This window comes from Bartonella sp. B1098 (assembly GCF_944896145.1).
Classification (GTDB): Bacteria; Pseudomonadota; Alphaproteobacteria; order Rhizobiales; family Rhizobiaceae; genus Bartonella.
Window position 1 is genome coordinate 272095 of record NZ_CALYLP010000002.1, and the last position, 22968, is coordinate 295062.

The following is a 22968-nucleotide window of genomic DNA, read 5'->3' on the forward strand; positions in this document are numbered from 1 at the left end:
TTTCTTGGTTTTTAAAACTCGCCTTGCGGCACCTCCAAACGATAACAATCACTTGGATTCTCTCTGTTGCGCCACCGCGCACATCTTCACGCTCTGCTCATAATTTGTTCAAATTTTTCAGGATTTTTCTCAACCCATACAGCAAATTCGGCTTCTGGCATGGAAAAGAGCGTTCTCACATCCATACCGCCTGTTGGAACTTGTCCGCCGCGCGCTGTAAGTGTGCGTGCTGCTTGAGAGCGCTCTTGAAGGGCTCCTACTTCGTCCCTTCCCCCTACTTCATCCTTCATTGGTGTTCCACTATAGCCAAAAGCCTTTGCTTTTTGCACAAGCACCTCGATTGGGTTTATGCCGGCTTTTTGACATTGCTGACATATTTGACGCAGTTCAACACCAATTTGTTGTTGGCGTGCCATGGGGTCGTTCCATTGCGGATAAAGACCTGCTTGTGCCTGTAGAGTATTGTCTGCTATTTTATAGAGATAATCGGTGATACTATCTAAATCTGGATATTTATCTTGCACCTGCGCTTTGGCTTGTTCAAAATAATCCCCTAATTGCTGGCGTTCATATTCTTCTTGCCTCACACGTTCTTGGCTTTCTCTCATCAGAGAAAACTCATCAAGCAATTTCTGTTGTTCCTGTACCTTATGACTAAGCCATGCCACATGTGCTTTTGGATCATCTTCTAGAGTGGGGACATTTTCATCACGGTGTCTTGCCGCCTCTTCTTGCATTGCTGCATATTTTTGCGCAAACTCAATGGCAAGTTCACGCGCTTCTATGGCATTTTTCTCTGCCTTTTGGCGTGCTTGTCGTTCTTGCTCTAGTTTATCATCACTTGGCTGCTGTTGAGGTGGTTCTGCTAATGGCTTTTCAGAACTTTCCTCTGCTTCAAACACCTCTTCAACTTGCTCTGGCTCAACCAACTCAACAGGATGATCACTAGCGAAATGTTCATCATAGATTGCTTGCTCTTCAGGTGTAAACTCTTCTTCCATATTCTCTTTTGCTCCTTTAATAGATTCGCGCTCTTTCGGTTGTTGCTCGATACTGTTCCAACTGCGCTCGATACGCTTTTCGCTCTAGGTCACGCTGCTCTATCTCGTTTTTTGCCCGTTGAAGTTCGAGCTGCATGCGCGCTTGTTCTTGTTTCAAGAAAAGCTCAATATTTTTCTGCTGCAACGCTGCTTGTTTCTGCTGTGCATCGAGTTGATAAAGTGTTCCCTTTGCTTGGCACTCCTGTTGTAAAGCTGCAATCTTTGCTTGTTGTTCTGGCGTTAATTGTGCTCCTTGTCTTTGTTGCATCATCTCCTGCTGTTGTTGTTCTTGTTGTGCCTGCTGTGCTTTTGCCGTTAAATTTGCGACTAATGTTGCCGGTAATGGCGAAAGCTTTAAAAGATCTGGAATCATCTCTGGTGTTAAGAAACCACCAAGCAACGGCAACATCTGCGTAATTGCTGCAAAAGTTCTCTCTTTTTCATTGGGGCTTGTTGGTGAATCATCAACAATAATGTCGTATTCAAGCGTCGTTACAGCTTCACGGGTTAAAGGCACATACTGCGCATTTTCTGGTCCAGAAATACGTACCAAACGACCATCGGAAAGATAGTTTTGAATAAGATAAAGGATAATCTTTCCCTGTCGACAGCGATAAAGTTTCAGATTATCAAATAAGCCTGCAAGCAAATTAAGCGTTGATTGCCGACGTGTATTTTCCAACACATTTGCTTGATTAACCTCTCTTGTGCCGATAAACTCTGCCGATAATCCTGTTACATGCGTTATCGCTTCACGCGATTCATTAAACAACTGAAAGAAGCCGCTAGGGAATTGTGCACTTGGCTTTGGCTGGATTTTTCCTCCTGTAAGCGCCCCGTTTTTAACCCAAGTAATGGTATCGGTTCGTGCCCAATTTTCGAGTGCTTGGCGCTCATCATCAAACGCGCCTCGTTCTGCCATCAAGCCCCCTTTGGCTTGACTATTCAGAATATACATAACCTGACTAAAATATTTATTCGACCATTTTTGCGGATCTTTTGCGGGGCGAACAATTCCGTAAAACTGGTTCTTCAGTTTATCCAACGTGCCTGTAATACATTCCCAGCCAAGCTGCCCATCAGGCGCTAATGGTTTATCAGGCTTTGCTAAAAGACGCCGTCCCAAAAAAGCGCGTCTTACCACTTTTTTATTAAAACACACCCCTTGTAGTTGTGGTATTATCCTTTGAAGCTGTTCGAACTCTTGTTTGCTATAATTGCGCATCTGTCCTGTTTGAAGATCAGGCGCCTTGAAATAAGCTTCGTATTCAAACCAACGGCATTCAACAAGTGTAACATAGCGTTTTCCAGTAAATGACTCTGATGATGATGCAGTATTGGAATCCTCATGATAGGCATCAAGTGATGCACGATACTCCTCACAAGCAGTTGTATCATCAATTGCCCAATCGGCATGAAGATCTTCAACTGCCACATCAGGAAAAAGACTTTTAGCATCCTCAATGGTTTTACGGTCAACATACCACATACGCTGTGCATCAATGAGATTGGGTCTTACGGCATTCGCATCCCATACCATTTTCAACGGATCTAAACGCTGGACAGCGGGAGTTCCTTCAGGATCTGTTTCATAATCAAGTCTGGTATCTGTCCAGCCCATGCCACAAATGATCATATCCTGAAAAGCATCGGAATCGGCATATTCCGCCTCTGCCTCATCACGAAACCATTCTGCTGCTCCGGTTAGCAATTCATTAGATATGGCTGCTCCCACTTGCCGTGGTTGAAACTGCACTTCACGCTTGTTGTTACGCTCTGCCCCAACAATTGCATTAACAAGGGGTGCAATGCGATTAAAGGTCATGACGGGGCGCCGCTGCGCCTTTAAAACCGCAAGATCTTCCTCTGCCCATTGACGACCATTATAAAAATCAAAATCTTCACGCGCCTGTTCACGCCATTCATTAACGTGTTCAATATCTTCCTTATACCAAGATTTTAAGCGCCTATAGAGTTCATATTCATCAAAACATGTCGTTTTTTTATAGTTATGACTTAGAATGCCATCCATGATGCCGCTTCTCTTTCCATAGTGCGATAACGTTCTTGTTGCGGTTTAATAAGTGGTGCTTCATAAACAATGCACATAAGTCCAAAGGCATCCGCACCATGACTGGACCAATCATGCTCTGCCCCCAAACCAATGCCCCGCTTCTCATCCCATTTTTCATGATACCAACTGAGTGCCTTACGACCCGCTACGGTCGTTTCCTCATTAAACCAAACAGAAGGTAAAATACGCCGCACTGCCTCTATTCGCATTTTGACAGCACCAGCCCCTTGATTGGGAATGACTTGCGTTTCAAAACCCGCATCATTAAGAGCACTTTCAAAACTCACATTGTGCACACGGTCTCTAGTCGCACCATCATGCGGCAAAACCATCAGTGCCTTCTCATAACCATTTTGCCGTAACCAGCCGATATGTTCCGATAATGGCTGCCCTTGTGCCTCGTAATAATCCAGCACTCTGATCTCTCTGCCAACAAATTGTGCTATCCAAATCGCTGTGGCATCTGCCTTAGCACCCGTCCCCCCAATATCCCAAAAGGCGCGTATCTGCATTAAAGGATCACGGGCAACACGCCCTATCCGCCCCTCTTGCTCGGCTGCTAACATTTCCTTTTGGTAGTAAGCCCCTTGAACCGCTGTAAGATAAGCCCCTTCCCAGATATGCTTATAAGTCTCTGGACGGTTTCTAAGGTCATCAAGCCGCGCTTCATTCAAGATCTTGGGAAACTTCGGATTATCGGACCAGTTGATCTCAACACGTTTAATGGCTTCATTATCCGAAAAGCGAAATCGTTTCTCAACTGGTGCATTATCCCGTAACGGATTCCATGTTACCCATAACTCGGCTCTCCAGCCCTCTCCCTCTTCACGCAATGTTGGAATAAGCGTCTGCCAAGCTGTCTCTGTGACCGGCTCTGCCTCATCAACCCAACAGAGTAAAATACGCCCCATGGACTTGATACTTGCAATATTACGGTCCAGTCCACAAAACTGAAAGGCTATACGCCCATCATTCGACTTAATCGAAGCCTCTCCAACCTTGTAATAGCTCTTTAAAAAATCGTGCGATTCAATAGCACGCTTAATTTCCTCCAATGAACTTTCTGCCAACGAATTTTGAAACTGACGCGCACAAAGAATAGTCCCCGATATCCCTTGCATGCCAAATTGATAGCCTTTTAAAGCCGCCATCAAAGCAAATGATCTTGTCTTGCCAGACCCCCGTCCACCCCAAGCTGCTCGAACCAAAGCATCCCCTGCAAAAAGTGGAATAAGCTTCGGTACGATCTTAATCTGTCTTGTCGTCATTCATTAAAGGCGCTATTTCCACACGCCCTATCATTTTAATTGCTTCGCCATCTTCCCCTGTCACTTGCAAAGGCAACACCTTACCAAGCAACGCTAAATAAGCAGCAGGGCATTTGAGTGCTTGCTTTTCCAAATAAGAGATCAACCCTTCCTTGCCATACTTATTGCCTGCCAATTCAGCTGCTTTAATAATTGCCTCTTTAAGAAGACGTGTATTCTTATTCGGTACCCCTTTGACACGCCCTTGCCCTGCTTTCGGTGGCATTCTTTTTGGCTGCGAAGTCACCTCTGTATTTTCTGCTGTCATCAAATACTTTCTCCAGATAACAAAAAACCCCGCAAACGCAGGGCTCTAAACAATCATATCATTATAAAAGGGGTTTAACGAGAAACGATCTACTGTAATTTTGGACGCAATTCGACTAGTACAGCAGCGTTATAAAACACCATTATTTACCCCATGTCAACAAAAAAATCACGATATTGTATATTTTTTTATTTTTTTCTCTAAATCTAGTATCTTTTATAGCCAAAATCTCGTAATTGCCTCATCTAAACGAATCAATTATACAATTGAGGACTGCTAAAAAGGGGAGGAGAAATGTGGTTTTTCAAAAAAGCAGATTTATGCAGAATTAAAAAGACATTTACACTAATTTTATTTTTACCACTCTTTGCTATAATTGGCTTGATGATATTGGGTTTTGATCCCTTCGGATTAAACAACGAACAACAAGATAAATTAATTGTACCAATATTTGTAGCATTTGTATCGTATTTCTTGATACTAAGTGCATGTGCAAGAGAAGAAAAGCTAAGTTTAAAAGATGAAAATATTGACAGCGCATTTTATGAGCTCTTGTCCCTCCAATTCCAAACAGGATGCTATACAGCTATGGCAGCAACCTTTGTATTTTATCCTGTATTAGGAATAGCATTTTTAGGAGTGTTAATTTTTATTGCTATAATACAAAATTTAGATGAAATTGTAGGGATCGTAGCGATTATAGCATTGATATTAATTTGTCTTATAGCGTTTATAGCGTTGATCAAATTTATTTGGAAAATTGTCTAACGATCAAAATATTTATTAAGTCTTTTCCCCTAATCTTTAATATATACTTAAACTTCAACCATAAAAGAAATAATGAATTATTTATCAGTAAAAAAAATAAGTTACTTATTAGTCATAGTAATCAGTGGGCTTTTTCTTTCTGATTATGCCAAAAGTGAACAGATTTTTACTCATTATCAGTCTTCTACTACTGATGAAAATTTACATGAAAAAATTAAAGTTGTGCAAAAGGAATACGTAGTAGCACAGCACCCAAAAAAGATTTTATCAGATAGTGGAATTAATCAATATAACATTTCGTTTTCCGCTGTTTCTGATTATGAAAAACCTCGAAGGCGCATAACATTTGATGATTTCATAGTTGTAATAGTAGTACTCATATTTATCAGTATAATGTCCATTATCATTAATTTACTTTGGCGTTTTAAATTAAAAATTCCTGCTTATTTATTTTTATTAACAACCGCCGCAGTTAGTTGTATGATATTACTCCTTTTAATCCTTGATTAAAGATTAAAATATTTTATAAAAGATTTTCCTTAACTTTTATATATATTTTTTCTATGTCTAACAGCCAAAACTAACACGACAAGCTCTTTATCATAAAGATCACACAATATCCTGTAATCTCCTACACGATACCTCCATAAACCTGATAACTGACCTCTTAAGGGCTTACCTATTGCACGCACATCCTCGAGAAAAGCAACATGTTGATCTAAAAAAACAACAATCCGACGTGCTTCTTTTTTATCGCATTTTTTAAAAAAAACTGAGAGCTTTTTTTTCATCTCTAATCGTCCAAGCCAAGCTCTTTCCTCACCTCTTCAGAAATAAAAAAGGTGCTTTTTGCACATAGAATAAATTATTTTTCCTAGTATTTAGAAGACGTACAGAAAACACTTCACGCCATGCTGCTTACTTTAACATCGTTCAGATGCGTAAACAAAACTACGTGAGAAATGTTGCTAGCTTAGCAAGGACTTCATTCATAATCATGGGAGGGACTGTTTCCATTTTTTTACCCTGACGTGCTCCAATATCAAGAGCACGTGGCTGGTCACAACGTATCACGCCTGTTGTATGTAGTCCTGCTCCCATTAATGAGACAGCAAAACCTGCTGTTCTAGCAAAATTTCCCCCGCTTGTTATAGGTAAGACAATGGGTGTTTTCGTTACACGATTAAACGCTTCTGGTGATACAATCAGTACAGGACGCGTTCCTTTTTGCTCATAGCCAGAAGATGGATCAAGAGATACAAGCCAAATTTCGCCCCGCTTCATCACAAGAGCTCTCTACCAACAGGTTTAGCATCAAACCACTCCATATCCTCATCTGCAAAATCATCTGAAGGATTGCATTGGGCTAACAATTCATCAAGAGTATAACTTGGAAATGTTTGTGGTTTCACAATCAATTGTCCATTATCAACAGCCAAACCAACTTGCGTATTTTCAGTAAGATGAAGAACATCAAGCAATGCTGGCGGTATGGAAAGCATCACTGACCCTCCAACTTTACGTAATTTTGTTGTATGCATAAAACGCCCTCTCTAAAATATTATATAAAAATATAACATTTTAAAAGCTATTTCAAGAGCTTTTGATGCTTTTATAAAAAGACGCGTAAAACATTTACCATTTATTTTTTTGGTCAAAATATTTCTGGAGAGCATTCAGAGCAATTCGCAAGGATAACACAAGATGTGGCAATGTTTGATCTTCTACAACAAGATATTGTAAAGCTCTATGAAGATTATACTGTTTATAGAGACGCTGTGCCTCTCTTACCACCTCTTGTATATTTGAAAACTTCTCTGTTGCACGTTCAACCCACTTCTCTCTTGCTTTGTCATCAGAAGATGATGGCATTTCGTCATAAATAGCGCTTGGCAAACCTTTTGCACACGAATAGTCATTTTTCACTTCAAGATATTTTTGCGCTGCATCATACTGGTCTTGGGTAAGCACACCTTTTAAACACAGCCGCCCAACATAAGTACCAGAAAGCGGATTTTTAGCCTCTTCTATGGTCAAGCAGAAGCGCTTTGCACGCATTTCAATTGCCAATTGATTAACAGGATCTTGACGTACTGTTACTTGTGAAGTGTAAGCATCTTGCTTTCTCATACATCCCCTCATCTATGGAAACTCACATTTTTTTCTTTTTGCTATATCTTTAAATCAAAACGGCATGCTGTCATGAGCAGATATGCCATAATCATCAGTACCTGAAGCGATAGCATAGCTTTGAGAAGTGATAGATGAAGGAGTGGATTGCTCTTTTTTTGCATCAAGCAACTGCAATTCGCCTTTGTATTGTGACAAGACAATCTCTGTTGTGAAGCGGTCAATACCGTTTTTATCTTGCCATTTACGAGTTTGTAATTTTCCTTCTACATAAACCTTTGAACCTTTGTGTAAATATTGAAGAGCAATTTTTGCCAAATGTGGATTAAAAACTACCACGGAATGCCATTCAGTTTTCTCTACTTTTTGATTGGTATTTTTATCCGTATAGCTCTCAGAAGTAGCCAACCGAAAATTGACGACTTCAGCACCAGAATTCATTGTTTTGCTTTCGGGATCTGCCCCTAAATAGCCAATTAAGATCACTTTATTCAACATGTTTGTAAGTTCCATTTGATTTGCATTTTATATACGTAAAATCCTATCATAATTTGTTTATTTTTTCAATTATTTCAATAAGATAATAACATTTTTTTAAGTATTATCACTATGAACGGCATTAATTTTGTTAAAAAACAGTTATAAGTAACTGAATATACGCTGTTAGTACTAACTTAACTTCACTTAATCGCTTGCATTTTCATTTGTTTTTTATAGCAAAACAAAAGCCGCATCCATTTAAGACGCGGCTTTTTTCTATAAGGCAGCCCTCCGCCCCTTATTTAGACTGTTTTATCTAAAGTTTGTTCACTACCGTCAGTATCATCACAAATCTTTTGCTTGCCATTAATAACGGCATTGCCATAAATTTTGACACCCTCTGCAATAATAGACCTGTTAGAAACACATGCATCATCATAAATTTCTACTTTTTCATAAATACGAGCATTCTCATAAACACGTGCATTGCCATAAATCTTGACATCTTTATAAACAGCCGCTTTCCCATAAACCTTAGCATTATCAAAAATATGAGACCCCTCACAGACATGAGCAGATCCTGATACTTTAGCATTGCCATAAACAGAACCCTTTACATAAGCACTATGCCAAACTTTTGCATCGTCATAAATTTTTGCCCTTATAGAAATAAAGGCTTTGCCATAAACCACGGCATTGTCACAAACTTGACCACAAATTTTTGCGTCTCCATAAACCTTAGCATTATCACTAACCACGCACTTGCCATAAATTTTTCCCTTGTTACGAAACCACACGTCACTACAAATGTTGGCATTATCATACACATGGGCATTGCCATAAACATGGGTATCGCGACCATAAACCCTAGCTTTTCCATAAATCTTGGCATTGCCATAAACTTTGGCATTATCAGCAACAGCAGCGTCATTACGTATTTTTGCATTTTCAGAAATGACAGCATTCATAATAACCATAGCATTATCATAAACCCAACAATCCCCATCATGAGAGAGGTTATCTTCCCTTTCAATAAAGCCGCCAAGGTCTCCAGCCTTGACATCATCAAAATCTCTTAAAGCACGAATGCGATAAATGTTTCTAGGTTGACGGGTTTCAATATCGTAAACCTGTTTTGTTCTGCCTGTAAATTCATATTTTTTCATTGGAATTTTTCCTTAACATAAAAGTTTCTATTGACACCTTATAAGAGCGTCGGGCGCTAGAAACACGGTGTTAAGTCCGCTGTATGCTTTCCCCTAAAAAGGGTATTGTATGACATAACCACACCCGACAAAATCATTATATGCTAGTCATAACATAAAAGACAGCCAGTATTTTAAGAATTGGAAAAACCTTATCGTGGTTTGTCCGCTTAACACCAAGTGTTTCTACACACTTGGAATTTTTCTAAACGAACTTTCTTTCGCTGTCAACATACCTTTGCGATTTTTTTCACTTTTTTATTCTGATATTTACTCAATTGAATATCCACTGCTTTTTCTAGCTCTCTGTCTATCTCTTCACTCGATAATGGGTAACCTCTCTCACCATCATTCGTTATCTCACAAATCAACTGATCATCTTTTGTACGTTTTTTGATTTTCGCATTTAACTCCTTTATCAACGCTTCATAATTCAAAACGCTTTTTGGTAAGTTGCCACCGTAAACCCACGCTTTCACTTGCGCCTTGGTACTGTAATCAACATTCGCAGGCATCTCATGGTATTGACCACCATCGAATTCCTCGTATTCTCTTGCACCATCTTCATATTCGTAAAGGTTGTAAAAATACTCTGCTACTCCCAATCCCCATGGGGCATGTCCTACCGCTGTTGCCACAAACTTTTTTTGTATGGGCTGTTTACGGTTTATTAAGGATAAATGTTTTAAAATGGGCATGTTTTAATTCTAACTTTACCTATGAGCTTATTTGTCTCAAATTTGACCGTACAGAGCGTTTTGTATTGCGGATATGTTCTTCATCATAAAAATCTTTAAATCGCTCTGTACGACACCTTTTTAGCTGTTTAAACGCATATCTAATCTCAAAACAATCAGCACTTTTCACTATTTTGCTGTCTTTAAGCCGCTTTTGAATTGTTATCATGCTCTTCGCTAGGCTTTCCTATTCTCGTGAATGAAATGCGTTTACCACCCAATGCCTTGTTGCGTGTATTTTCAACAGCGATAAAAACTTTCTCAGCAGCTCCAAGAAGACTGCTTTCCAAATCACGACAATACCGTGCAAGATCAGCAGATGAAGGAACAAACGTCGTTGACATGCCTTTGGCTTCTCCACGTATAAGATTTTTAACAGCCTGCAACAAAGCCCATAACGAAATGCCTTTAAGAGCAGCAATATAAGCCTTTGCACGTGCCTCTGCATTCGAAACTTTTTGCATTGTCAAACCACCTTCAAGCACATCAAGAGCCTCTGCAATGTCTTCAACAGACGCTTTCAAGGTAAGTAAGTTTTGGATTGTCTGATAGGTTGTAAAAGCTTGTTCCTCTAGTGCTGGTGTCAATTGCACGCCATTGATCAAGGTCCATGGATATTCCATTGTGACGCACTTCACCATCTGATCTGCAATGTTTTGAAGTGGATTCGCTAAATCCTGCTTCACGGATAAGGTTACGGATTGCCTCTCCGGTACCACCACAAGTTTTTTGATCTTTTGAAAAGTTTCCATATTGTTTCTCCCTTTCTAATTTTTCCTTTTTCTTGGCTAATGCCCCTATAGGGCTCGTAATCCAATTGTACCAAGTCATTTGCCAATCGCGTTTTTTGGCCTTGGAATATGGGTTGGCTTCCCAATAATTGGTAAATCTTTCAAATTCTAATAACGCCTCATCATGCGTTAACCCTTTATCGATTGCGTATTGCAAATTAGGTTCGAAATCAGCAGGCAATCGACACTCTCGATTAGTTTTCGCTCGTTTTGCTTTTTTCGGAACGCTTTCTTGCTCGTGAATGGGTGATTGGTTTTCTGATGATGTTTCGATTAGCTCTGATTGGCTATCAACATCATCACACTCGATTGGCTCGTCAACCAAATCGATTGTTTCTAAATCTTCAAACTCAGTTTCTTTTTTTGATAAAACGATAGTTTTATTTTTTTTATATATATTATTCTTATTCTTTATAGCTTGATTTTGCTTGTCGTTTGCTTCAGCAAAAAAAACGTTTTGCTTAATTTTTGCTTCAGCAAAATCATTATTTTGCTTAACGTTTGCTTCAGCAAAATTATCAACGTGTTGTTTTATATTACTTTTCGCTTGTGCGCCTTTTTTACCAGCTTCACTACGAACTCGCGATATGTAGTCTTTTTTATCAGCAAAATCTTTTAGCTCTTCTTCAACACGCCTATTCCACAATCCATCATCTGTCTCAATAAGTTTATCATCACTTATTAAATATTCGACAATAGTTGCAAACTTTTTCTGCGAACAATTGCAAGCGCGTGCAAGCGTTTCAAAATCTGTTTTAATTGGTGCTTTCTTATCATACATGCGAACAAGAAGCGTTATATAAACACCCCGTTGTTCCAATGTCATTCCATCTGTACCACTAATCCAGTCATACAAATTAAATCGTATCCACGGCATCCCATTAGACATGCCCGCTCTCCCTTTCTTTAATTAAATGTAAAATCGCTAAAGCATCCGCTTCATTATCATCACAAGGCGCGTGTCCTTTTGCACGCATTGCCTCTATAATCTCTTCTTTCGACGCATTCCCCTTGCCCGTCGTCACTTTCTTAATCGTACAAACCGGTATCCCCTCATACGGTATCTCATGATGTTCACACCACGCCGTTAACGTTGCTAACAAACCACCGTAAACATGCGCTGCATCGGTTCCAACATGACGCCTCACCTCTTCAAAATAAACCGCGTCAATGCTACCTGCTGTCTGCTTTATTTCTGTAAGCCATCTCTTAAAGCGTAAATAACGCATCCCACCGCCTTCAAAACGGCGTGATTTAAAATGTTCTGTATCGCTTGTTATGTGACCATCAGCACCGCATATAGCCCACCCCGTCTTGGTCCCTAGATCAAGACAGAGAATGGTTTGTGCATGCGTGATCATAATCCCCCCTTAAGGCTGTTGTGTATTTATCTGCACGCCATGATGACATGCACAGTGATTAAGCTTTTAAAAATTGTGCTGTTGGTGCTCGTTATTATCTGTAGGAGTAGGTGTAAAAGCAGATACTTGAAATGATATAGTCTCATATGATTGCCCTCCATAAAAAAACGAGAAAAAATCTTCTGCCTTAATCGGTGCTCCAATTCTTTTGGCTTCATTTAAAAGAATTGGGATATGTTTTGTCGGAATTCTCCCACCAGTTCCACCTTTTGATACAGGACGCAGCCAGACATACACACGTGTTCTATGAACTCCGAGCAACTGAGACACCCTACGAACTCCACCTAACAGATTTATTATTTCATAAAATTGTTTCATAGCCCATTATGTAGCGATTATAAAAACAATGTCAAGAAGGAAAATTGATAATGAAATTACATGTTTCTAAATTAGAAAATGACGATTGTATACAACGTACCTACAATAAAGATATGACAATAAGTATTTCGCAATGGCTACAAAATGCCTTATCTGAAGCTGGATTAAGCCAATCAGAGCTTTCAAGACGGCTAACAGCTTCTTTAGGTCGCTCTATAGATCGTGCTGCCGTCAATAAAATGCTAAAGGGAACAAGAGATATTTCTGCTCGAGAATTATTAGAAATATCAAAGCTTACAGGCGCTTCTATTCCCACTAATCACTTAGTTCCTTTGATTGGATCTGTAGGAGCCGGCGGAGAAATAATCGCTATAGATTCTGGTTGTCTAGAAGAAGTAGAAGCCCCACCTTCTGCTCCTAAAGGAACTGTCGCCGTTCGGGTGGTAGGTGATTCTATGTTTCCAGCCATTGAAGAAGGAAGCCTTCTTTTTTATTCCTATCATCTGCCACCAGAGGATCTTATTAACAACCGCGCTATCGTAAAAACTAAATGTGGAAAAGTTTATATCAAAGTATTACGTCTCGGAAAAGAAAAAGGGAAATGGGTTTTATCCAGTATAAATGGAAAATATGCCGATATCGTAGATGTAGAATTAGAATGGTGTGCACCTATCGACTGGATTAAGCCAGCCAGAATATGAATTAATATTTTTATACTTTTCTTCAAGTAAGTCTTTAATTTATCATTTTTAAAAAAAATTTTCAAAATCGCTACATTTTTTTATTGACTTTGTTTTCAAAATCGCTACATTGGTATCCATAAACCACAAACAAACAATCGCCACGAGGCGTCAGGGAGGGGAAATTATGGAAAAGCCAATTCTTATTAATTCCGATGAAATTCTTTTAATCTACTTCGATAAAGATCAACACATTGCAGAAGGTGGACCACTTGATGCAAGCCAAATTCTAAGCATTGTTTATGGAGTAGATGATGTTATACAAATCTTTCGCATAAATCCTTCTGAAAAGAGTTGTGAAGACATTTCTGAAGAGATGGCAGAAGCATATGTAAAAGAAAATATCGAACATCTCTATGAGGAGAGGAAAGTTCATTACTTTATACGCGAAAGTGATATCTACAATGAAATTTTAGAAGAGATCGCAGAAGAAAAATATGAAGACGAAATGTACGGGACTTATGAACAACAGCACCGTTTAACTCCTTGGGATGTCCTTCCAAACTACCCAAGCTATACGTCACGTTTCTAAAAGCACCCCTTTTTCAAAAAATTATCACACAAACCAATGCCGTTCTTTTCAAGAGCGGCAAAGGGAGAGTCTAACTTAAAGGAAATAAATCATGGAAAAAAAATACGAACTTACCGATAAAACAATCGAAGTTGATGGTCACACTCTCCACCGCATACGCGCTTTAAGAGACTTTGGAGATATTAAGACTGGTGATCTAGGTGGCTTTATTGAACATGAAAGGAACTTAAGCCATGAAGACGACTGTTGGATTGCTAATAATGCTTGGGTTTATGATTATGCACGTATCTATCATAATGCCAAGGTTTATGACAATGCTAAGATTTATGGGAATGCCCTTGTTTATGATGATGCAGAAATTTTTAATAATGCCTTGATTTATGGACATGCAAAAATTTCTGATACAGCGTGTATTTGTGAAGATGCCACAATTTACGATAATGCCGAAGTTTATAACAAAGCAAGAGTTGCTGGTGATGCCTACATCTATGGTAATGCCAAAGTTTTTGGCTTTGCAGAAGTTTCTTTTAATGTTCGTATTTTTGGAAAGGCTAAAATTACTGGTGAAGCCAAGATTTATGACGGAGCGCATGTTTATGAAAAAGCTACGGTTGGCGGTCACACAAAGGTCTCTGGTAATGCTCGTGTGTTTGGTGGTTCTATTGTTTGTGATAGTGCTAAAGTAACCGGAAATACAAAAGTATCCGGAAACGACACTGTTTTAAGGTAGGGGCAAATAATCATGGAAAAAAAATACGAACTGACTGATGAGACAATCGAAGTTGATGGAACAACGCTTTACCGAATTAGAGCATTGAAAGACTTTGGAGATGTTAAAAAAGGAGATCTAGGTGGTTTTATTGAAAATGAAGGAAATCTTAGCCATGAGGGCAATTGTTGGGTAGGTGGTTCATATATACCCTGTGCAACTGGATATGTTTATGGCAATGCCAAAATTTATGAGAATGCTAAGGTTTATGGCAATGCACGTGTTTATGACAATGCAGAGGTTTTTGGAAATACCTATATTATGGGTCCTGCTCGCATTTATAACAATGTAAAAATTTATGATAATGCTATTATATCAGGCTGTTTCGTGGGAAATGTTGAGATTTTTGGAGATGCAAAAGTTTATGAGAATGCTCGTATTTATGACGAAGTTAAGATTTATCAAAATGCCGAGGTTTGTGGATTAGCTAATATTAACGGAAACACGAGAATTCCTCAAGATATAAAAATTTAACAATCAAACCAAACAACTTTTAATACATGCGTGATTCACGCCACCGGTGAGTTGCGCTTTAATGGAGGAAATCAAGATGAGTGAGTTAACTATCACGAAAACCGAATTAGAAAAACAAACAAATGATGGTGAAAATCAAACAACAGCTATGGAGCTTATTTTAGAAAGAGCTTTACAAAGTGATGTCGATCTGGACCGTCTCAAGAGTCTTCTTGAATTGCGAGAAAAGGAGATAGAACGACAAGAGCGCCAAGACTTTATCCGTGATCTTTCTGCTATACAAATGGAATATAAAAACATCGAACAAAATGCCCTTAATACACATACTAAAAGTATCTATACAACGCTTGATAAATATATTGATGCAATCAAGGAACCTCTTGCAAAACATCACTTTGCCTTGTTTTCTCAGATCAAAGAACAGAATTCAAACGGTATAACCGTAGAAATGACTTTAACACATAAATCAGGGAATGAAATATCAACACAAGGAACATTTCCCTTTGACACAACAGGGAGCAAAAACAGCATACAAGCGGTTGGCTCTACAATTACCTATGCACGAAGATACCTGCTAGGCATGCTTCTTAATGTAGCAAGAAAAGAAGACGATACAGATGGAGTCACAATTCTTGCTGGTATCTCTTCTGAACAGATGAATGAAATCAAAGAATTAATGGAACAGACACAATCAAAGGAAAGCGATATTATTTCTTTCATAGGAGTAAAAAGCCTAACACAGATGTCTTATAAACAAGCACAAACCGTTTTGTTTGCTTTGAAAAAAAAGCAACGCTCGCAAATGAATAAAGCACAACAAGAGCAACAAAAGGCGGTGTGAAATGGAACAAAGAACAGCAGAATGGTTTCAAGCCCGTTTAGGTAAAGTCACCGCTTCAAACGTTTATAACGTACTCAGTAAAACAGCCAAGGGAATGCCTACAAGCAAATATGAAGACTACAAAATAAAGCTTATGACAGAGCGATTAACAGAGGAAATAAGCCAATCTTATACAACACCGGCTATGCAATGGGGCATTGAACATGAAGAAGATGCCTTGAGAGAATATGAATTCATTTATGATACAGAGGTCACAAGGTGTGGTTTCATTCAACATCCCACAATCCAAATGGCTGGTGCAAGTCCTGATGGGTTTATTGGTGAAGATGGTTTAGTAGAGGTTAAATGCCCGCAACCACCAAATCATCTACGCTTCTTTATAGATAGTAATATCAAGCCTGAATATCTTGCACAAATGCAATTTCAAATGGCTTGTACGGGGCGCAAATGGTGTGATTTTATCAGTTATGATCCGCGTTTTGTAGGCAGATCATCTGATTTTCGTATGAAAATCAAGCGCATTCACCGTGATGAAGAACAAATCGAACGGATTAATCAAGCGGTCGAAATCTTTTTAGCAGAAATAGAACAAGAGATGCAAAAGATTTTGACGAAAGCCGCTTGATATTATGGGGGTGCTCTCTCCTCCCAGCACCCCCACCCTTTCATAATAATTTTAATCAATACGTGATTCACAACACGGGTGAATTGCACCTAAATTAAGGGGAATAGACATGGCACACCGCCCACCTACCATAACACAACCAGCCATTGCACGCGCTTTAAGAGAAGCCAAAAAACAAGGAGCAGAGGTTGTAGAAATCAAACCTACTGGAGAGTTATTAATTCATATCAATAAAACTATAACAACACCAACAACAAGGAATAATGCTTACAGTATTGAAGACTTTCCACCTCTTGAAAACGAACAAGAAGAATGTAGTACTCACCCTTCTTGCCCCTCTGTTGACGGCATAGAGTTCTAATCATGCCCAAACGTCGTCCACCATATCTTGTTCGTGAACGCACACGCCATGGTAAAATTATATGGTATGTCCGTATTGGTCATGGACCACGAGTTCGGATTGAAGGAACGTATGGAACACAAGAATTTGTTGATAATTATACACTTGCCCTTAAGCACGTGCAAAATGGCTCTTCTAAGATAATAAAACGCACTAAGCTTACAGAAGGGTCTTTTGACTGGTTATTGCATCAGTATTTACAAAGTATGCAATGGCATAATCAATCAGAGTCAACGAAAAAAGTTAAATATAGAATTCTAAACAATATTTCTAAACATATTGGTAATCGCGCGTATAAAAGTATAGAAAAACAACATATTCTTGATGCTGTAGAAAGAAGACGCAATACTCCCGCAGCAGCAAGACACTTTTTAACGGCTTTAAATGGTCTTTTTAATTGGGCGGTTGATAATGCTCTTTTAAACAGAAACCCCGCTTTTAACATAAAACCGCCAAAATCCTTTAACGCAGAAGGCTTCACCCCATGGTTAGAAGAAGACATAGATAAATATTATCACAAATGGCATCATGGTACCCATGAACGCGTTTGGATTGATGTGCTTTTGTATACGGGCTTACGTCGTGGTGATGCCGTTCGCATTGGCTGGAAAGATGTCAAAGATGATATTATTCATCTCAAAACAGAAAAGAGCCAATTTAAAACAGATGTTTTTCTTCCTATTTTACCAGAGCTTGCAGAAACCCTTAAAGTTGGTCCCATAGGCGATGAAACATTTATTTGTGGAAAAGAAGGTAAAAAACTGACTAAGGAAAGTTTTGGCAACTTATTTCGTAAAGCTTGCAATGCATCAGGGATAAAAAAATCAGCCCATGGATTGAGAAAATTAGCAGCCACCCGCGCAGCTAATGCCGGTGCTACAGTTTCACAAATGAAAGCACTTTTTGGCTGGACTGAGGATAATATGGCATCTCTTTACACAAAGAGCGCAGATCGTAAACGTCTCGCAATAGAAGCAATTAAAAAGCTTCAAAAAAGTTAGGGATATACAGAAAATAAGTTAAAAGAATCAACGGAAATAAAATTCCCGTACTTTCTGATAACTCATTGATTTCATTAAAGTATGGCTGGGGTACCTGGATTCGAACCAGGGAATGCCGGTACCAAAAACCGGTGCCTTACCGCTTGGCTATACCCCAAAAAAACACGCTTTACAGCTGCTTTTGCACCTTATAGCGATTCCTATGATGAGACGCAATATCTGAAAATAAAAGATCTTACTTTTTTATCATAAAGTCTCTAAACCTTGTACAATACTGCAACGATACAAATTTCCAACAGAAACGGATAGACAGTCATTCTCTTAGCACAAGTCACAGCCATTTATCCATCAATTATTTCACTCTTATATTAATTTCTCTAAAAACAGAAGATGAAAATCTTATCGTTTATTCATGTCTCCAATAAATGAGTATATGTTTTTCTTGATATATTCAAAACTCATCTTACTCAATTAAAACAAAAGTTGTCTTTTATGTTGTGTTATTCATGGATAACGCTACGAAATAAAATCAAGCGCATTGAAAAAATTTCCTTTTGAAAATAATATTTTATATTCTGTTGCAGACTCCATAACACACCAATAAATTGACAAATAGACAAAAAAGAACAAAGGTTAATAGCTATCTCCATTTACTTTATTATTCAAAAGATCATGATATTTTTTATCCGTTCATAGATATAAAAATTTTTTCATAAGCAATCTTTAAGTTAAATTAAGGCCCTTTTTGATTGATGAACCCATACATTTCCTAAAAGCTCTTTTTACAAAAAGAGAGATATTAAAATTAATTAATACAAAAATTAATACAAATAAGCATTCAACATTTGCTTTTAGATGCTGCAAATGGCAAATTAGATTTTTGGAGTGAGCTTAACAATTAGAATCGAGGAGACTTTTAAATGCCTTTTGAATTGGTTGCATTGCCTTATGATTACGATGCTCTTGCGCCCTATATGTCACGCGAAACACTTGAATATCATCATGATAAGCATCACCTCGCTTATCTTACCAATACCAACAACCTTGTAAAAGACGCAGGCTTGGAAAATGAAAGCCTTGAAAAGATTGTTAAAAAAAGTTTTGGAAAAAATACTGGTTTGTTTAATAATGCAGCGCAATATTACAATCATAACCATTTTTGGCATTGGATGAAAAAAGATGGCGGTGGTCAAAAACTCCCTGAAAAACTAGTAAAAGCTATTGAATCTGATCTAGGAGGCTACGACAAATTCCGTGCTGATTTTATTGCTACTGCTGGTGCTCAATTTGGCTCCGGATGGGCATGGGTTGCTGTTAAAGATGGTAAGCTTGAAATTATGAAAACGCCAAATGGTGAAAATCCTTTGGTTCATGATGCTCAACCTATTCTAGGTGTAGATGTGTGGGAACATTCCTATTACATTGACTACCGCAATGCTCGTCCGAAATATCTCGAAGCTTTCGTGGATCATTTGATTAATTGGGATTATGTTTTAAAACTTTATGAAGATTGTGGACTGTAAGCTGTCTAGATAATTTTTTAGTGTCGATAATAGTCCTTATAATCTTATAAATTATAGGGACTGACAAACAAAGATATTATAGGTTAACAACAGTCTTTGCCTGCTATCTTTAGAATATATGCGTAGATATAAGCAACTTCTTCTAACTTTGAAAAACGTCCAGCCGCACCAGCGTGCCCTGAATCCATGTTAATACGCAATAAAATTGCATTATCATCTGTTTTTAATTCACGTAATTTTGCTACCCATTTTGTAGGTTCCCAATAAGTTACACGAGGATCTGTTAATCCTGCAATCACAAGCATAGGGGGGTATTTTTGCGCTTTGACGTTATCATAGGGAGAATAAGAAGCTATAAGATTATAATCTTCTTGTGATTCAAGAGGATTTCCCCATTCGGGCCATTCTGGAGGCGTTAGAGGTAAGGAAGCATCGAGCATCGTTGTTAAAACATCAACAAAAGGTACATTGGCTATAATTCCAGCAAAATCCTGTGGCGCTATATTGGCAATAACCCCCATCAACATTCCTCCTGCCGAACCACCATGCGCAATAAGCCGATCATGAGCTGTGAATTTATTGTCTACAAGATAGCGCCCACAGGCAATAAAATCGGTAAATGTGTTATATTTAAAAAGATGCTTTCCTTTCTCATACCACTCAACCCCTTTTTCTTTGCCTCCACGAATATGGGCAATAGCATAAATAAAACCTCTGTTTACGAGAGAGAGGGCATTCCTATTGAAACTAGCAGGAATAGAAATCCCATAAGCACCATAACCGTAAAGCAAACAAGGTGCACAACCATTAAGAGGTGTTGTTTTATGATAAAAAAGTGAGATGGGAATTTTTTCACCATCCTCTGCGGTGGCCATAATACGCCGCGTTATATATTCATCTTTATTATGACCAGAGGGAATTATTTGTGTCTTTAACAATATTCGTTTGCGACTTTTCACCTCGTAATCAAGTACTTGATCAGGTGTTGTCATCGATGAATAAGAAAAGCGTATAGATTGACTATTATATTCCGCTGCACCTTGCAAACCTAAAGAATAAACCTCTTCATCAAAAGCAATGGAATGAATTTGTTTCGTTGTACGCTCCATAATTTTTATACGAGGAAGTCCTTCAAAGCGTTCGAGCCAAATAAGAAAGCCTTGATACGCATCATGGGATAGGATTAAACATCCGAGCTGATGAGATACAAGCTCTGACCAATTTTCTGATTGCGGAGCTGAACACGGCGCAACCATCATTTTAAAGTCCTTTGCATTATCTAAATTAGTAAGAATATAAAAGACATCACCACCTTCTGTAAGTGAATATTCAACACCTTTTTGCCGTTTTCGTACACATTGAGGAACGCTAAGAGGCGCTTTGGCAGGAATTAACCAGATCTCTGAGGTTTCATGATCATGAATATTAATATAAATAACATCATGAAGCTTAGAACCGCTTACATTTAAGAAAAAACCTGGATTATCTTCACGAAAAATAAGTTTATCTTGTGATTGATCTGTGTCTAAGCGATGATAATAGAGCTCTGAAGGTCGGTGGTTCTCATCCAACTTTGTATAGAAAAAACCTTCAGATTGAGCATCCCACACAATTTGTCCGGATGTGTCAATTATGGTGTCCGTAAAATCAGATAATGTTTCTAAATTACGAATTTTAGCTGTATAGAATTCCGATCCTTTATCGTCATAAGTCCATACAACATATCTATGATCTGGAGATTCTTGAACTGAACCAAAATTGAAATATTCTTTACCTTCAGCCAAAAGATCTCCATTAAGATAAACATGTTTTTTTCCACCATTCCTTGGTGTCCGAAAATAATGTGGTTGTTGCCCTCCGGTAACATAAGAAAATCCGTAAGCAAAAGGTCCATTTTTTATAGGAACGGAACTATCATTCTCTTGGATTCTGCTTTTCATTTCGGTAAAAAGCAAATCTCTTAATGGCTTTGTATCAGCCATCTGAGCCGCTTGATAAGCATTTTCTTTTTCGAGATGATATCGAATATTGGAATCAAGACAGTTAGGATTTTTAAAAACATCTTTCCAGTTAGATGCACGTAGCCAATGATAGGGATCATCACGAAAAATACCGTGATATATTTCCTTATGAGTGATTCTAGATGCCTTGGGAGGAATTGTAAAAGTGCGGGTCATACATAATCCTATATTAAAATATGTTAATTGCTTCGTTTATATGTTAAAATCGAAGTTATTGATGCAAATATAAAAATATAATTTCTACACACTTGCAAAAATAGCCTCGTGATCATTTTTACAATTAATATCCTTCTCTTTATTAGCTATCATAGCTATTGTTTTGTGGGGATAGAATACCACTTTTATAATAAAAGTGACGGATAAGACAATTAAGTTATAAGAGAAAGCATTGATTTTTTTTGATACAGTATAAATGTATAATTTTATAGAAAGGATAAATATGTATAAATTGTTGATATTATATTATAAAAAATAAAAAAGTATTCTATATCGTTTTAATGTATAGTTTTATATTATAAATGGTGATGTTTTGTCATATTTATAATATAGTTTGTTTTTATCTATTAATTTTAATAAATAAAAATCATAAAAATAAATTTAAATTCTATAAAAAAATATTTAATAAATTATTAATTATTTAAAATAAAAATAATGTTTTATGTCTTGTATTTTTATAATTCGTAATTTTATTTTTACGTTCTCAAAAAAAATAAATAAATTTCATCTTATATTTTTTTTATATTTGTGATATATCGTATATATGTATGATATGTTATAGAATAAAACTGTATTTTAATATGTAAGAATTTCGTTTTTCTTATTATGTATTATGACAAAAAAGAGGTATTTATTTGATTTTTTTGTGTTTTGGCAATTTTATAAAATAATTGAATTGACAAAAAAGATTTTTGTACAATATGAAACTTATGTGCATCGGATCTTTATATTATGAGTATATGCACTATATCTCAATTTTGGATTACTCGATTTTGAATTAAAGGAAACAAGAATGGAACATCGTGCAGTCTTAGAGACTGAAAGCAATTTAGTTATTACATTGGTTGCTGATATTGTTGCTGCCTACGTGAGTAATAATTCTATTCGACCGACTGAAGTGCCAAGTTTGATTGCTGATGTCCATGCTGCTTTTCGTAAAGCAGGAAACTTAGAATTAACGGAAGTCGAAGCTGAAAAACAAAGGCCTGCCGTTAATCCAAAGCGTTCGGTATTTCCTGATTATCTCATTTGCCTTGAAGATGGAAAAAAATTTAAATCTCTCAAGCGTCATCTCATGACACATTATGGAATGTTACCAGAGGAATATCGTGAAAAATGGCAGTTAGACAGCTCTTATCCTATGGTGGCGCCTAATTATGCAAAAACACGATCAGCTTTAGCCAAAGAAATGGGGCTTGGACGCAAAAGTAAACGGAAAAAAGCTAAATAGTCATATTTTGCGAAAAAGTAGTTCCTAATATATATATAAAGTTGCTTTTTAGAGTG

At 37.7% G+C, this 22968-nt stretch carries 27 protein-coding genes, 1 tRNA gene and 1 pseudogene; 12 read left to right on the forward strand and 17 right to left on the reverse strand.

Going from position 1 to position 22968, the window contains the following annotated elements; translation table 11 throughout:
* Positions 1–86: 86 nt before the first annotated feature.
* The 4 genes from NNJ85_RS01200 to NNJ85_RS01215 are packed head-to-tail and all read right to left on the reverse strand — an operon-like array spanning position 87 to position 4689.
* Positions 87–1001, reverse strand: a complete 915-nt coding sequence (locus tag NNJ85_RS01200) for a hypothetical protein (protein WP_254472903.1) — start codon at positions 999–1001, stop codon at positions 87–89.
* A 16-nt stretch (positions 1002–1017) separates the two neighbouring features.
* Entirely contained in the window at positions 1018–3072 is a 2055-nt protein-coding gene (locus tag NNJ85_RS01205) for a portal protein (protein WP_254472905.1), read from the reverse strand.
* Positions 3057–4382, reverse strand: a complete 1326-nt coding sequence (locus NNJ85_RS01210; protein WP_254472907.1) for a PBSX family phage terminase large subunit — start codon at positions 4380–4382, stop codon at positions 3057–3059. Before NNJ85_RS01210 ends, NNJ85_RS01205 begins: the two co-directional genes overlap by 16 nt.
* Positions 4363–4689, reverse strand: a complete 327-nt coding sequence (locus NNJ85_RS01215; protein WP_254472909.1) for a hypothetical protein — start codon at positions 4687–4689, stop codon at positions 4363–4365. The genes NNJ85_RS01210 and NNJ85_RS01215 overlap by 20 nt, the downstream gene beginning before the upstream one ends.
* Positions 4690–4983: 294 nt before the next feature.
* On the opposite strand from NNJ85_RS01215, the gene NNJ85_RS01220 reads away from it, so the two are divergent.
* Together NNJ85_RS01220 and NNJ85_RS01225 are read left to right on the forward strand one after the other, a co-directional pair.
* Entirely contained in the window at positions 4984–5457 is a 474-nt protein-coding gene (locus tag NNJ85_RS01220) for a hypothetical protein (protein WP_254472911.1), read from the forward strand.
* A gap of 72 nt (positions 5458–5529) precedes the next feature.
* A complete protein-coding gene (locus tag NNJ85_RS01225) occupies positions 5530–5967 on the forward strand; it encodes a hypothetical protein (RefSeq protein WP_254472912.1) in 438 nt (145 codons plus the stop codon).
* Between the two features lie 29 nt (positions 5968–5996).
* Here NNJ85_RS01225 and NNJ85_RS01230 read toward each other — a convergent pair.
* The 11 genes and pseudogenes from NNJ85_RS01230 to NNJ85_RS01280 form a co-directional block, all read right to left on the reverse strand.
* Positions 5997–6267, reverse strand: a pseudogene (locus NNJ85_RS01230) (type II toxin-antitoxin system RelE/ParE family toxin).
* Between the two features lie 141 nt (positions 6268–6408).
* The gene (locus tag NNJ85_RS01235) at positions 6409–6741 is read right to left on the reverse strand and encodes a type II toxin-antitoxin system PemK/MazF family toxin (RefSeq protein WP_254472917.1); all 333 of its coding nucleotides are present in this window, start codon (positions 6739–6741) and stop codon (positions 6409–6411) included.
* The gene (locus tag NNJ85_RS01240) at positions 6741–6998 is read right to left on the reverse strand and encodes an AbrB/MazE/SpoVT family DNA-binding domain-containing protein (RefSeq protein ID WP_254472919.1); all 258 of its coding nucleotides are present in this window, start codon (positions 6996–6998) and stop codon (positions 6741–6743) included. Before NNJ85_RS01240 ends, NNJ85_RS01235 begins: the two co-directional genes overlap by 1 nt.
* Before the next feature lie 94 nt (positions 6999–7092).
* Positions 7093–7587, reverse strand: a complete 495-nt coding sequence (locus NNJ85_RS01245) for a hypothetical protein (RefSeq protein ID WP_254472921.1) — start codon at positions 7585–7587, stop codon at positions 7093–7095.
* A gap of 54 nt (positions 7588–7641) precedes the next feature.
* The gene (ssb, locus tag NNJ85_RS01250; RefSeq protein ID WP_254472923.1) at positions 7642–8085 is read right to left on the reverse strand and encodes a single-stranded DNA-binding protein; all 444 of its coding nucleotides are present in this window, start codon (positions 8083–8085) and stop codon (positions 7642–7644) included.
* Between the two features lie 284 nt (positions 8086–8369).
* Positions 8370–9233, reverse strand: coding sequence for a hypothetical protein (locus NNJ85_RS01255; RefSeq protein WP_254472924.1), 864 nt, complete (start codon positions 9231–9233; stop codon positions 8370–8372).
* 266 nt (positions 9234–9499) lie between these two features.
* Complete coding sequence (locus tag NNJ85_RS01260) at positions 9500–9970, reverse strand: hypothetical protein (protein ID WP_254472925.1); 471 nt, start codon at positions 9968–9970, stop codon at positions 9500–9502.
* 182 nt (positions 9971–10152) lie between these two features.
* Positions 10153–10596: a hypothetical protein gene (locus tag NNJ85_RS01265; RefSeq protein ID WP_254472926.1), complete on the reverse strand. Its 444-nt coding sequence runs from the start codon at positions 10594–10596 to the stop codon at positions 10153–10155.
* The gene (locus NNJ85_RS01270; protein WP_254472927.1) at positions 10517–11689 is read right to left on the reverse strand and encodes a YdaU family protein; all 1173 of its coding nucleotides are present in this window, start codon (positions 11687–11689) and stop codon (positions 10517–10519) included. The genes NNJ85_RS01265 and NNJ85_RS01270 overlap by 80 nt, the downstream gene beginning before the upstream one ends.
* Entirely contained in the window at positions 11682–12161 is a 480-nt protein-coding gene (locus NNJ85_RS01275) for a crossover junction endodeoxyribonuclease RuvC (RefSeq protein ID WP_254472928.1), read from the reverse strand. The genes NNJ85_RS01270 and NNJ85_RS01275 overlap by 8 nt, the downstream gene beginning before the upstream one ends.
* Positions 12162–12227: 66 nt before the next feature.
* The gene (locus tag NNJ85_RS01280; RefSeq protein ID WP_254472929.1) at positions 12228–12491 is read right to left on the reverse strand and encodes a hypothetical protein; all 264 of its coding nucleotides are present in this window, start codon (positions 12489–12491) and stop codon (positions 12228–12230) included.
* Positions 12492–12589: 98 nt separating this feature from the next.
* Here NNJ85_RS01280 and NNJ85_RS01285 point away from each other — a divergent pair, with 98 nt between their 5' ends.
* From NNJ85_RS01285 to NNJ85_RS01320, 8 genes are all read left to right on the forward strand, one after another.
* Positions 12590–13240 (forward strand): S24 family peptidase, encoded by a 651-nt coding sequence (locus NNJ85_RS01285; RefSeq protein WP_208441681.1) that lies wholly within the window; start codon positions 12590–12592, stop codon positions 13238–13240.
* 166 nt (positions 13241–13406) lie between these two features.
* Positions 13407–13811: a hypothetical protein gene (locus NNJ85_RS01290; protein ID WP_254472930.1), complete on the forward strand. Its 405-nt coding sequence runs from the start codon at positions 13407–13409 to the stop codon at positions 13809–13811.
* A 91-nt stretch (positions 13812–13902) separates the two neighbouring features.
* Positions 13903–14541: a hypothetical protein gene (locus NNJ85_RS01295; RefSeq protein ID WP_254472932.1), complete on the forward strand. Its 639-nt coding sequence runs from the start codon at positions 13903–13905 to the stop codon at positions 14539–14541.
* A gap of 12 nt (positions 14542–14553) precedes the next feature.
* Complete coding sequence (locus NNJ85_RS01300; RefSeq protein ID WP_254472934.1) at positions 14554–15054, forward strand: hypothetical protein; 501 nt, start codon at positions 14554–14556, stop codon at positions 15052–15054.
* A gap of 76 nt (positions 15055–15130) precedes the next feature.
* Positions 15131–15895, forward strand: a complete 765-nt coding sequence (locus NNJ85_RS01305) for an ERF family protein (RefSeq protein ID WP_254472936.1) — start codon at positions 15131–15133, stop codon at positions 15893–15895.
* A 1-nt stretch (position 15896) separates the two neighbouring features.
* The gene (locus tag NNJ85_RS01310) at positions 15897–16520 is read left to right on the forward strand and encodes a lambda exonuclease family protein (protein WP_254472937.1); all 624 of its coding nucleotides are present in this window, start codon (positions 15897–15899) and stop codon (positions 16518–16520) included.
* Positions 16521–16629: 109 nt separating this feature from the next.
* On the forward strand, positions 16630–16881 hold the full coding sequence (locus tag NNJ85_RS01315) for a hypothetical protein (protein ID WP_254472939.1): 252 nt from the start codon (positions 16630–16632) through the stop codon (positions 16879–16881).
* 2 nt (positions 16882–16883) lie between these two features.
* The gene (locus tag NNJ85_RS01320) at positions 16884–17921 is read left to right on the forward strand and encodes a tyrosine-type recombinase/integrase (protein ID WP_254472941.1); all 1038 of its coding nucleotides are present in this window, start codon (positions 16884–16886) and stop codon (positions 17919–17921) included.
* Between the two features lie 82 nt (positions 17922–18003).
* On the opposite strand, the gene NNJ85_RS01325 is transcribed toward NNJ85_RS01320, so the two are convergent.
* Positions 18004–18078, reverse strand: a tRNA-Gln gene (locus NNJ85_RS01325).
* A gap of 763 nt (positions 18079–18841) precedes the next feature.
* On the opposite strand from NNJ85_RS01325, the gene NNJ85_RS01330 reads away from it, so the two are divergent.
* Entirely contained in the window at positions 18842–19444 is a 603-nt protein-coding gene (locus tag NNJ85_RS01330; protein ID WP_254472943.1) for a superoxide dismutase, read from the forward strand.
* Positions 19445–19527: 83 nt separating this feature from the next.
* Here the strand turns inward: NNJ85_RS01330 and NNJ85_RS01335 are convergent, their stop codons facing one another.
* A complete protein-coding gene (locus NNJ85_RS01335; protein ID WP_254472945.1) occupies positions 19528–21621 on the reverse strand; it encodes a S9 family peptidase in 2094 nt (697 codons plus the stop codon).
* 853 nt (positions 21622–22474) lie between these two features.
* On the opposite strand from NNJ85_RS01335, the gene NNJ85_RS01340 reads away from it, so the two are divergent.
* Positions 22475–22912, forward strand: coding sequence for a MucR family transcriptional regulator (locus tag NNJ85_RS01340; RefSeq protein WP_005773912.1), 438 nt, complete (start codon positions 22475–22477; stop codon positions 22910–22912).
* The last annotated feature ends 56 nt before the right edge of the window (positions 22913–22968 follow it).

What these genes read in the sequence shown, in the direction of transcription:
- NNJ85_RS01315 (WP_254472939.1), top strand. Translation starts at nt 16,630, where the DNA reads ATGGCACACCGCCCACCTACCATAACACAACCAGCCATTGCACGCGCT.
- NNJ85_RS01235 (WP_254472917.1), bottom strand. Translation starts at nt 6,741, where the DNA reads ATGAAGCGGGGCGAAATTTGGCTTGTATCTCTTGATCCATCTTCTGGC.
- NNJ85_RS01260 (WP_254472925.1), bottom strand. Translation starts at nt 9,970, where the DNA reads ATGCCCATTTTAAAACATTTATCCTTAATAAACCGTAAACAGCCCATA.
- NNJ85_RS01255 (WP_254472924.1), bottom strand. Translation starts at nt 9,233, where the DNA reads ATGAAAAAATATGAATTTACAGGCAGAACAAAACAGGTTTACGATATT.
- NNJ85_RS01290 (WP_254472930.1), top strand. Translation starts at nt 13,407, where the DNA reads ATGGAAAAGCCAATTCTTATTAATTCCGATGAAATTCTTTTAATCTAC.
- NNJ85_RS01220 (WP_254472911.1), top strand. Translation starts at nt 4,984, where the DNA reads ATGTGGTTTTTCAAAAAAGCAGATTTATGCAGAATTAAAAAGACATTT.
- NNJ85_RS01335 (WP_254472945.1), bottom strand. Translation starts at nt 21,621, where the DNA reads ATGACCCGCACTTTTACAATTCCTCCCAAGGCATCTAGAATCACTCAT.
- NNJ85_RS01240 (WP_254472919.1), bottom strand. Translation starts at nt 6,998, where the DNA reads ATGCATACAACAAAATTACGTAAAGTTGGAGGGTCAGTGATGCTTTCC.
- NNJ85_RS01270 (WP_254472927.1), bottom strand. Translation starts at nt 11,689, where the DNA reads ATGTCTAATGGGATGCCGTGGATACGATTTAATTTGTATGACTGGATT.
- NNJ85_RS01285 (WP_208441681.1), top strand. Translation starts at nt 12,590, where the DNA reads ATGAAATTACATGTTTCTAAATTAGAAAATGACGATTGTATACAACGT.
- NNJ85_RS01330 (WP_254472943.1), top strand. Translation starts at nt 18,842, where the DNA reads ATGCCTTTTGAATTGGTTGCATTGCCTTATGATTACGATGCTCTTGCG.
- NNJ85_RS01245 (WP_254472921.1), bottom strand. Translation starts at nt 7,587, where the DNA reads ATGAGAAAGCAAGATGCTTACACTTCACAAGTAACAGTACGTCAAGAT.
- ssb (WP_254472923.1), bottom strand. Translation starts at nt 8,085, where the DNA reads ATGTTGAATAAAGTGATCTTAATTGGCTATTTAGGGGCAGATCCCGAA.
- NNJ85_RS01300 (WP_254472934.1), top strand. Translation starts at nt 14,554, where the DNA reads ATGGAAAAAAAATACGAACTGACTGATGAGACAATCGAAGTTGATGGA.
- NNJ85_RS01210 (WP_254472907.1), bottom strand. Translation starts at nt 4,382, where the DNA reads ATGACGACAAGACAGATTAAGATCGTACCGAAGCTTATTCCACTTTTT.
- NNJ85_RS01225 (WP_254472912.1), top strand. Translation starts at nt 5,530, where the DNA reads ATGAATTATTTATCAGTAAAAAAAATAAGTTACTTATTAGTCATAGTA.
- NNJ85_RS01320 (WP_254472941.1), top strand. Translation starts at nt 16,884, where the DNA reads ATGCCCAAACGTCGTCCACCATATCTTGTTCGTGAACGCACACGCCAT.
- NNJ85_RS01295 (WP_254472932.1), top strand. Translation starts at nt 13,903, where the DNA reads ATGGAAAAAAAATACGAACTTACCGATAAAACAATCGAAGTTGATGGT.
- NNJ85_RS01305 (WP_254472936.1), top strand. Translation starts at nt 15,131, where the DNA reads ATGAGTGAGTTAACTATCACGAAAACCGAATTAGAAAAACAAACAAAT.
- NNJ85_RS01215 (WP_254472909.1), bottom strand. Translation starts at nt 4,689, where the DNA reads ATGACAGCAGAAAATACAGAGGTGACTTCGCAGCCAAAAAGAATGCCA.
- NNJ85_RS01205 (WP_254472905.1), bottom strand. Translation starts at nt 3,072, where the DNA reads ATGGATGGCATTCTAAGTCATAACTATAAAAAAACGACATGTTTTGAT.
- NNJ85_RS01340 (WP_005773912.1), top strand. Translation starts at nt 22,475, where the DNA reads ATGGAACATCGTGCAGTCTTAGAGACTGAAAGCAATTTAGTTATTACA.
- NNJ85_RS01310 (WP_254472937.1), top strand. Translation starts at nt 15,897, where the DNA reads ATGGAACAAAGAACAGCAGAATGGTTTCAAGCCCGTTTAGGTAAAGTC.
- NNJ85_RS01200 (WP_254472903.1), bottom strand. Translation starts at nt 1,001, where the DNA reads ATGGAAGAAGAGTTTACACCTGAAGAGCAAGCAATCTATGATGAACAT.
- NNJ85_RS01275 (WP_254472928.1), bottom strand. Translation starts at nt 12,161, where the DNA reads ATGATCACGCATGCACAAACCATTCTCTGTCTTGATCTAGGGACCAAG.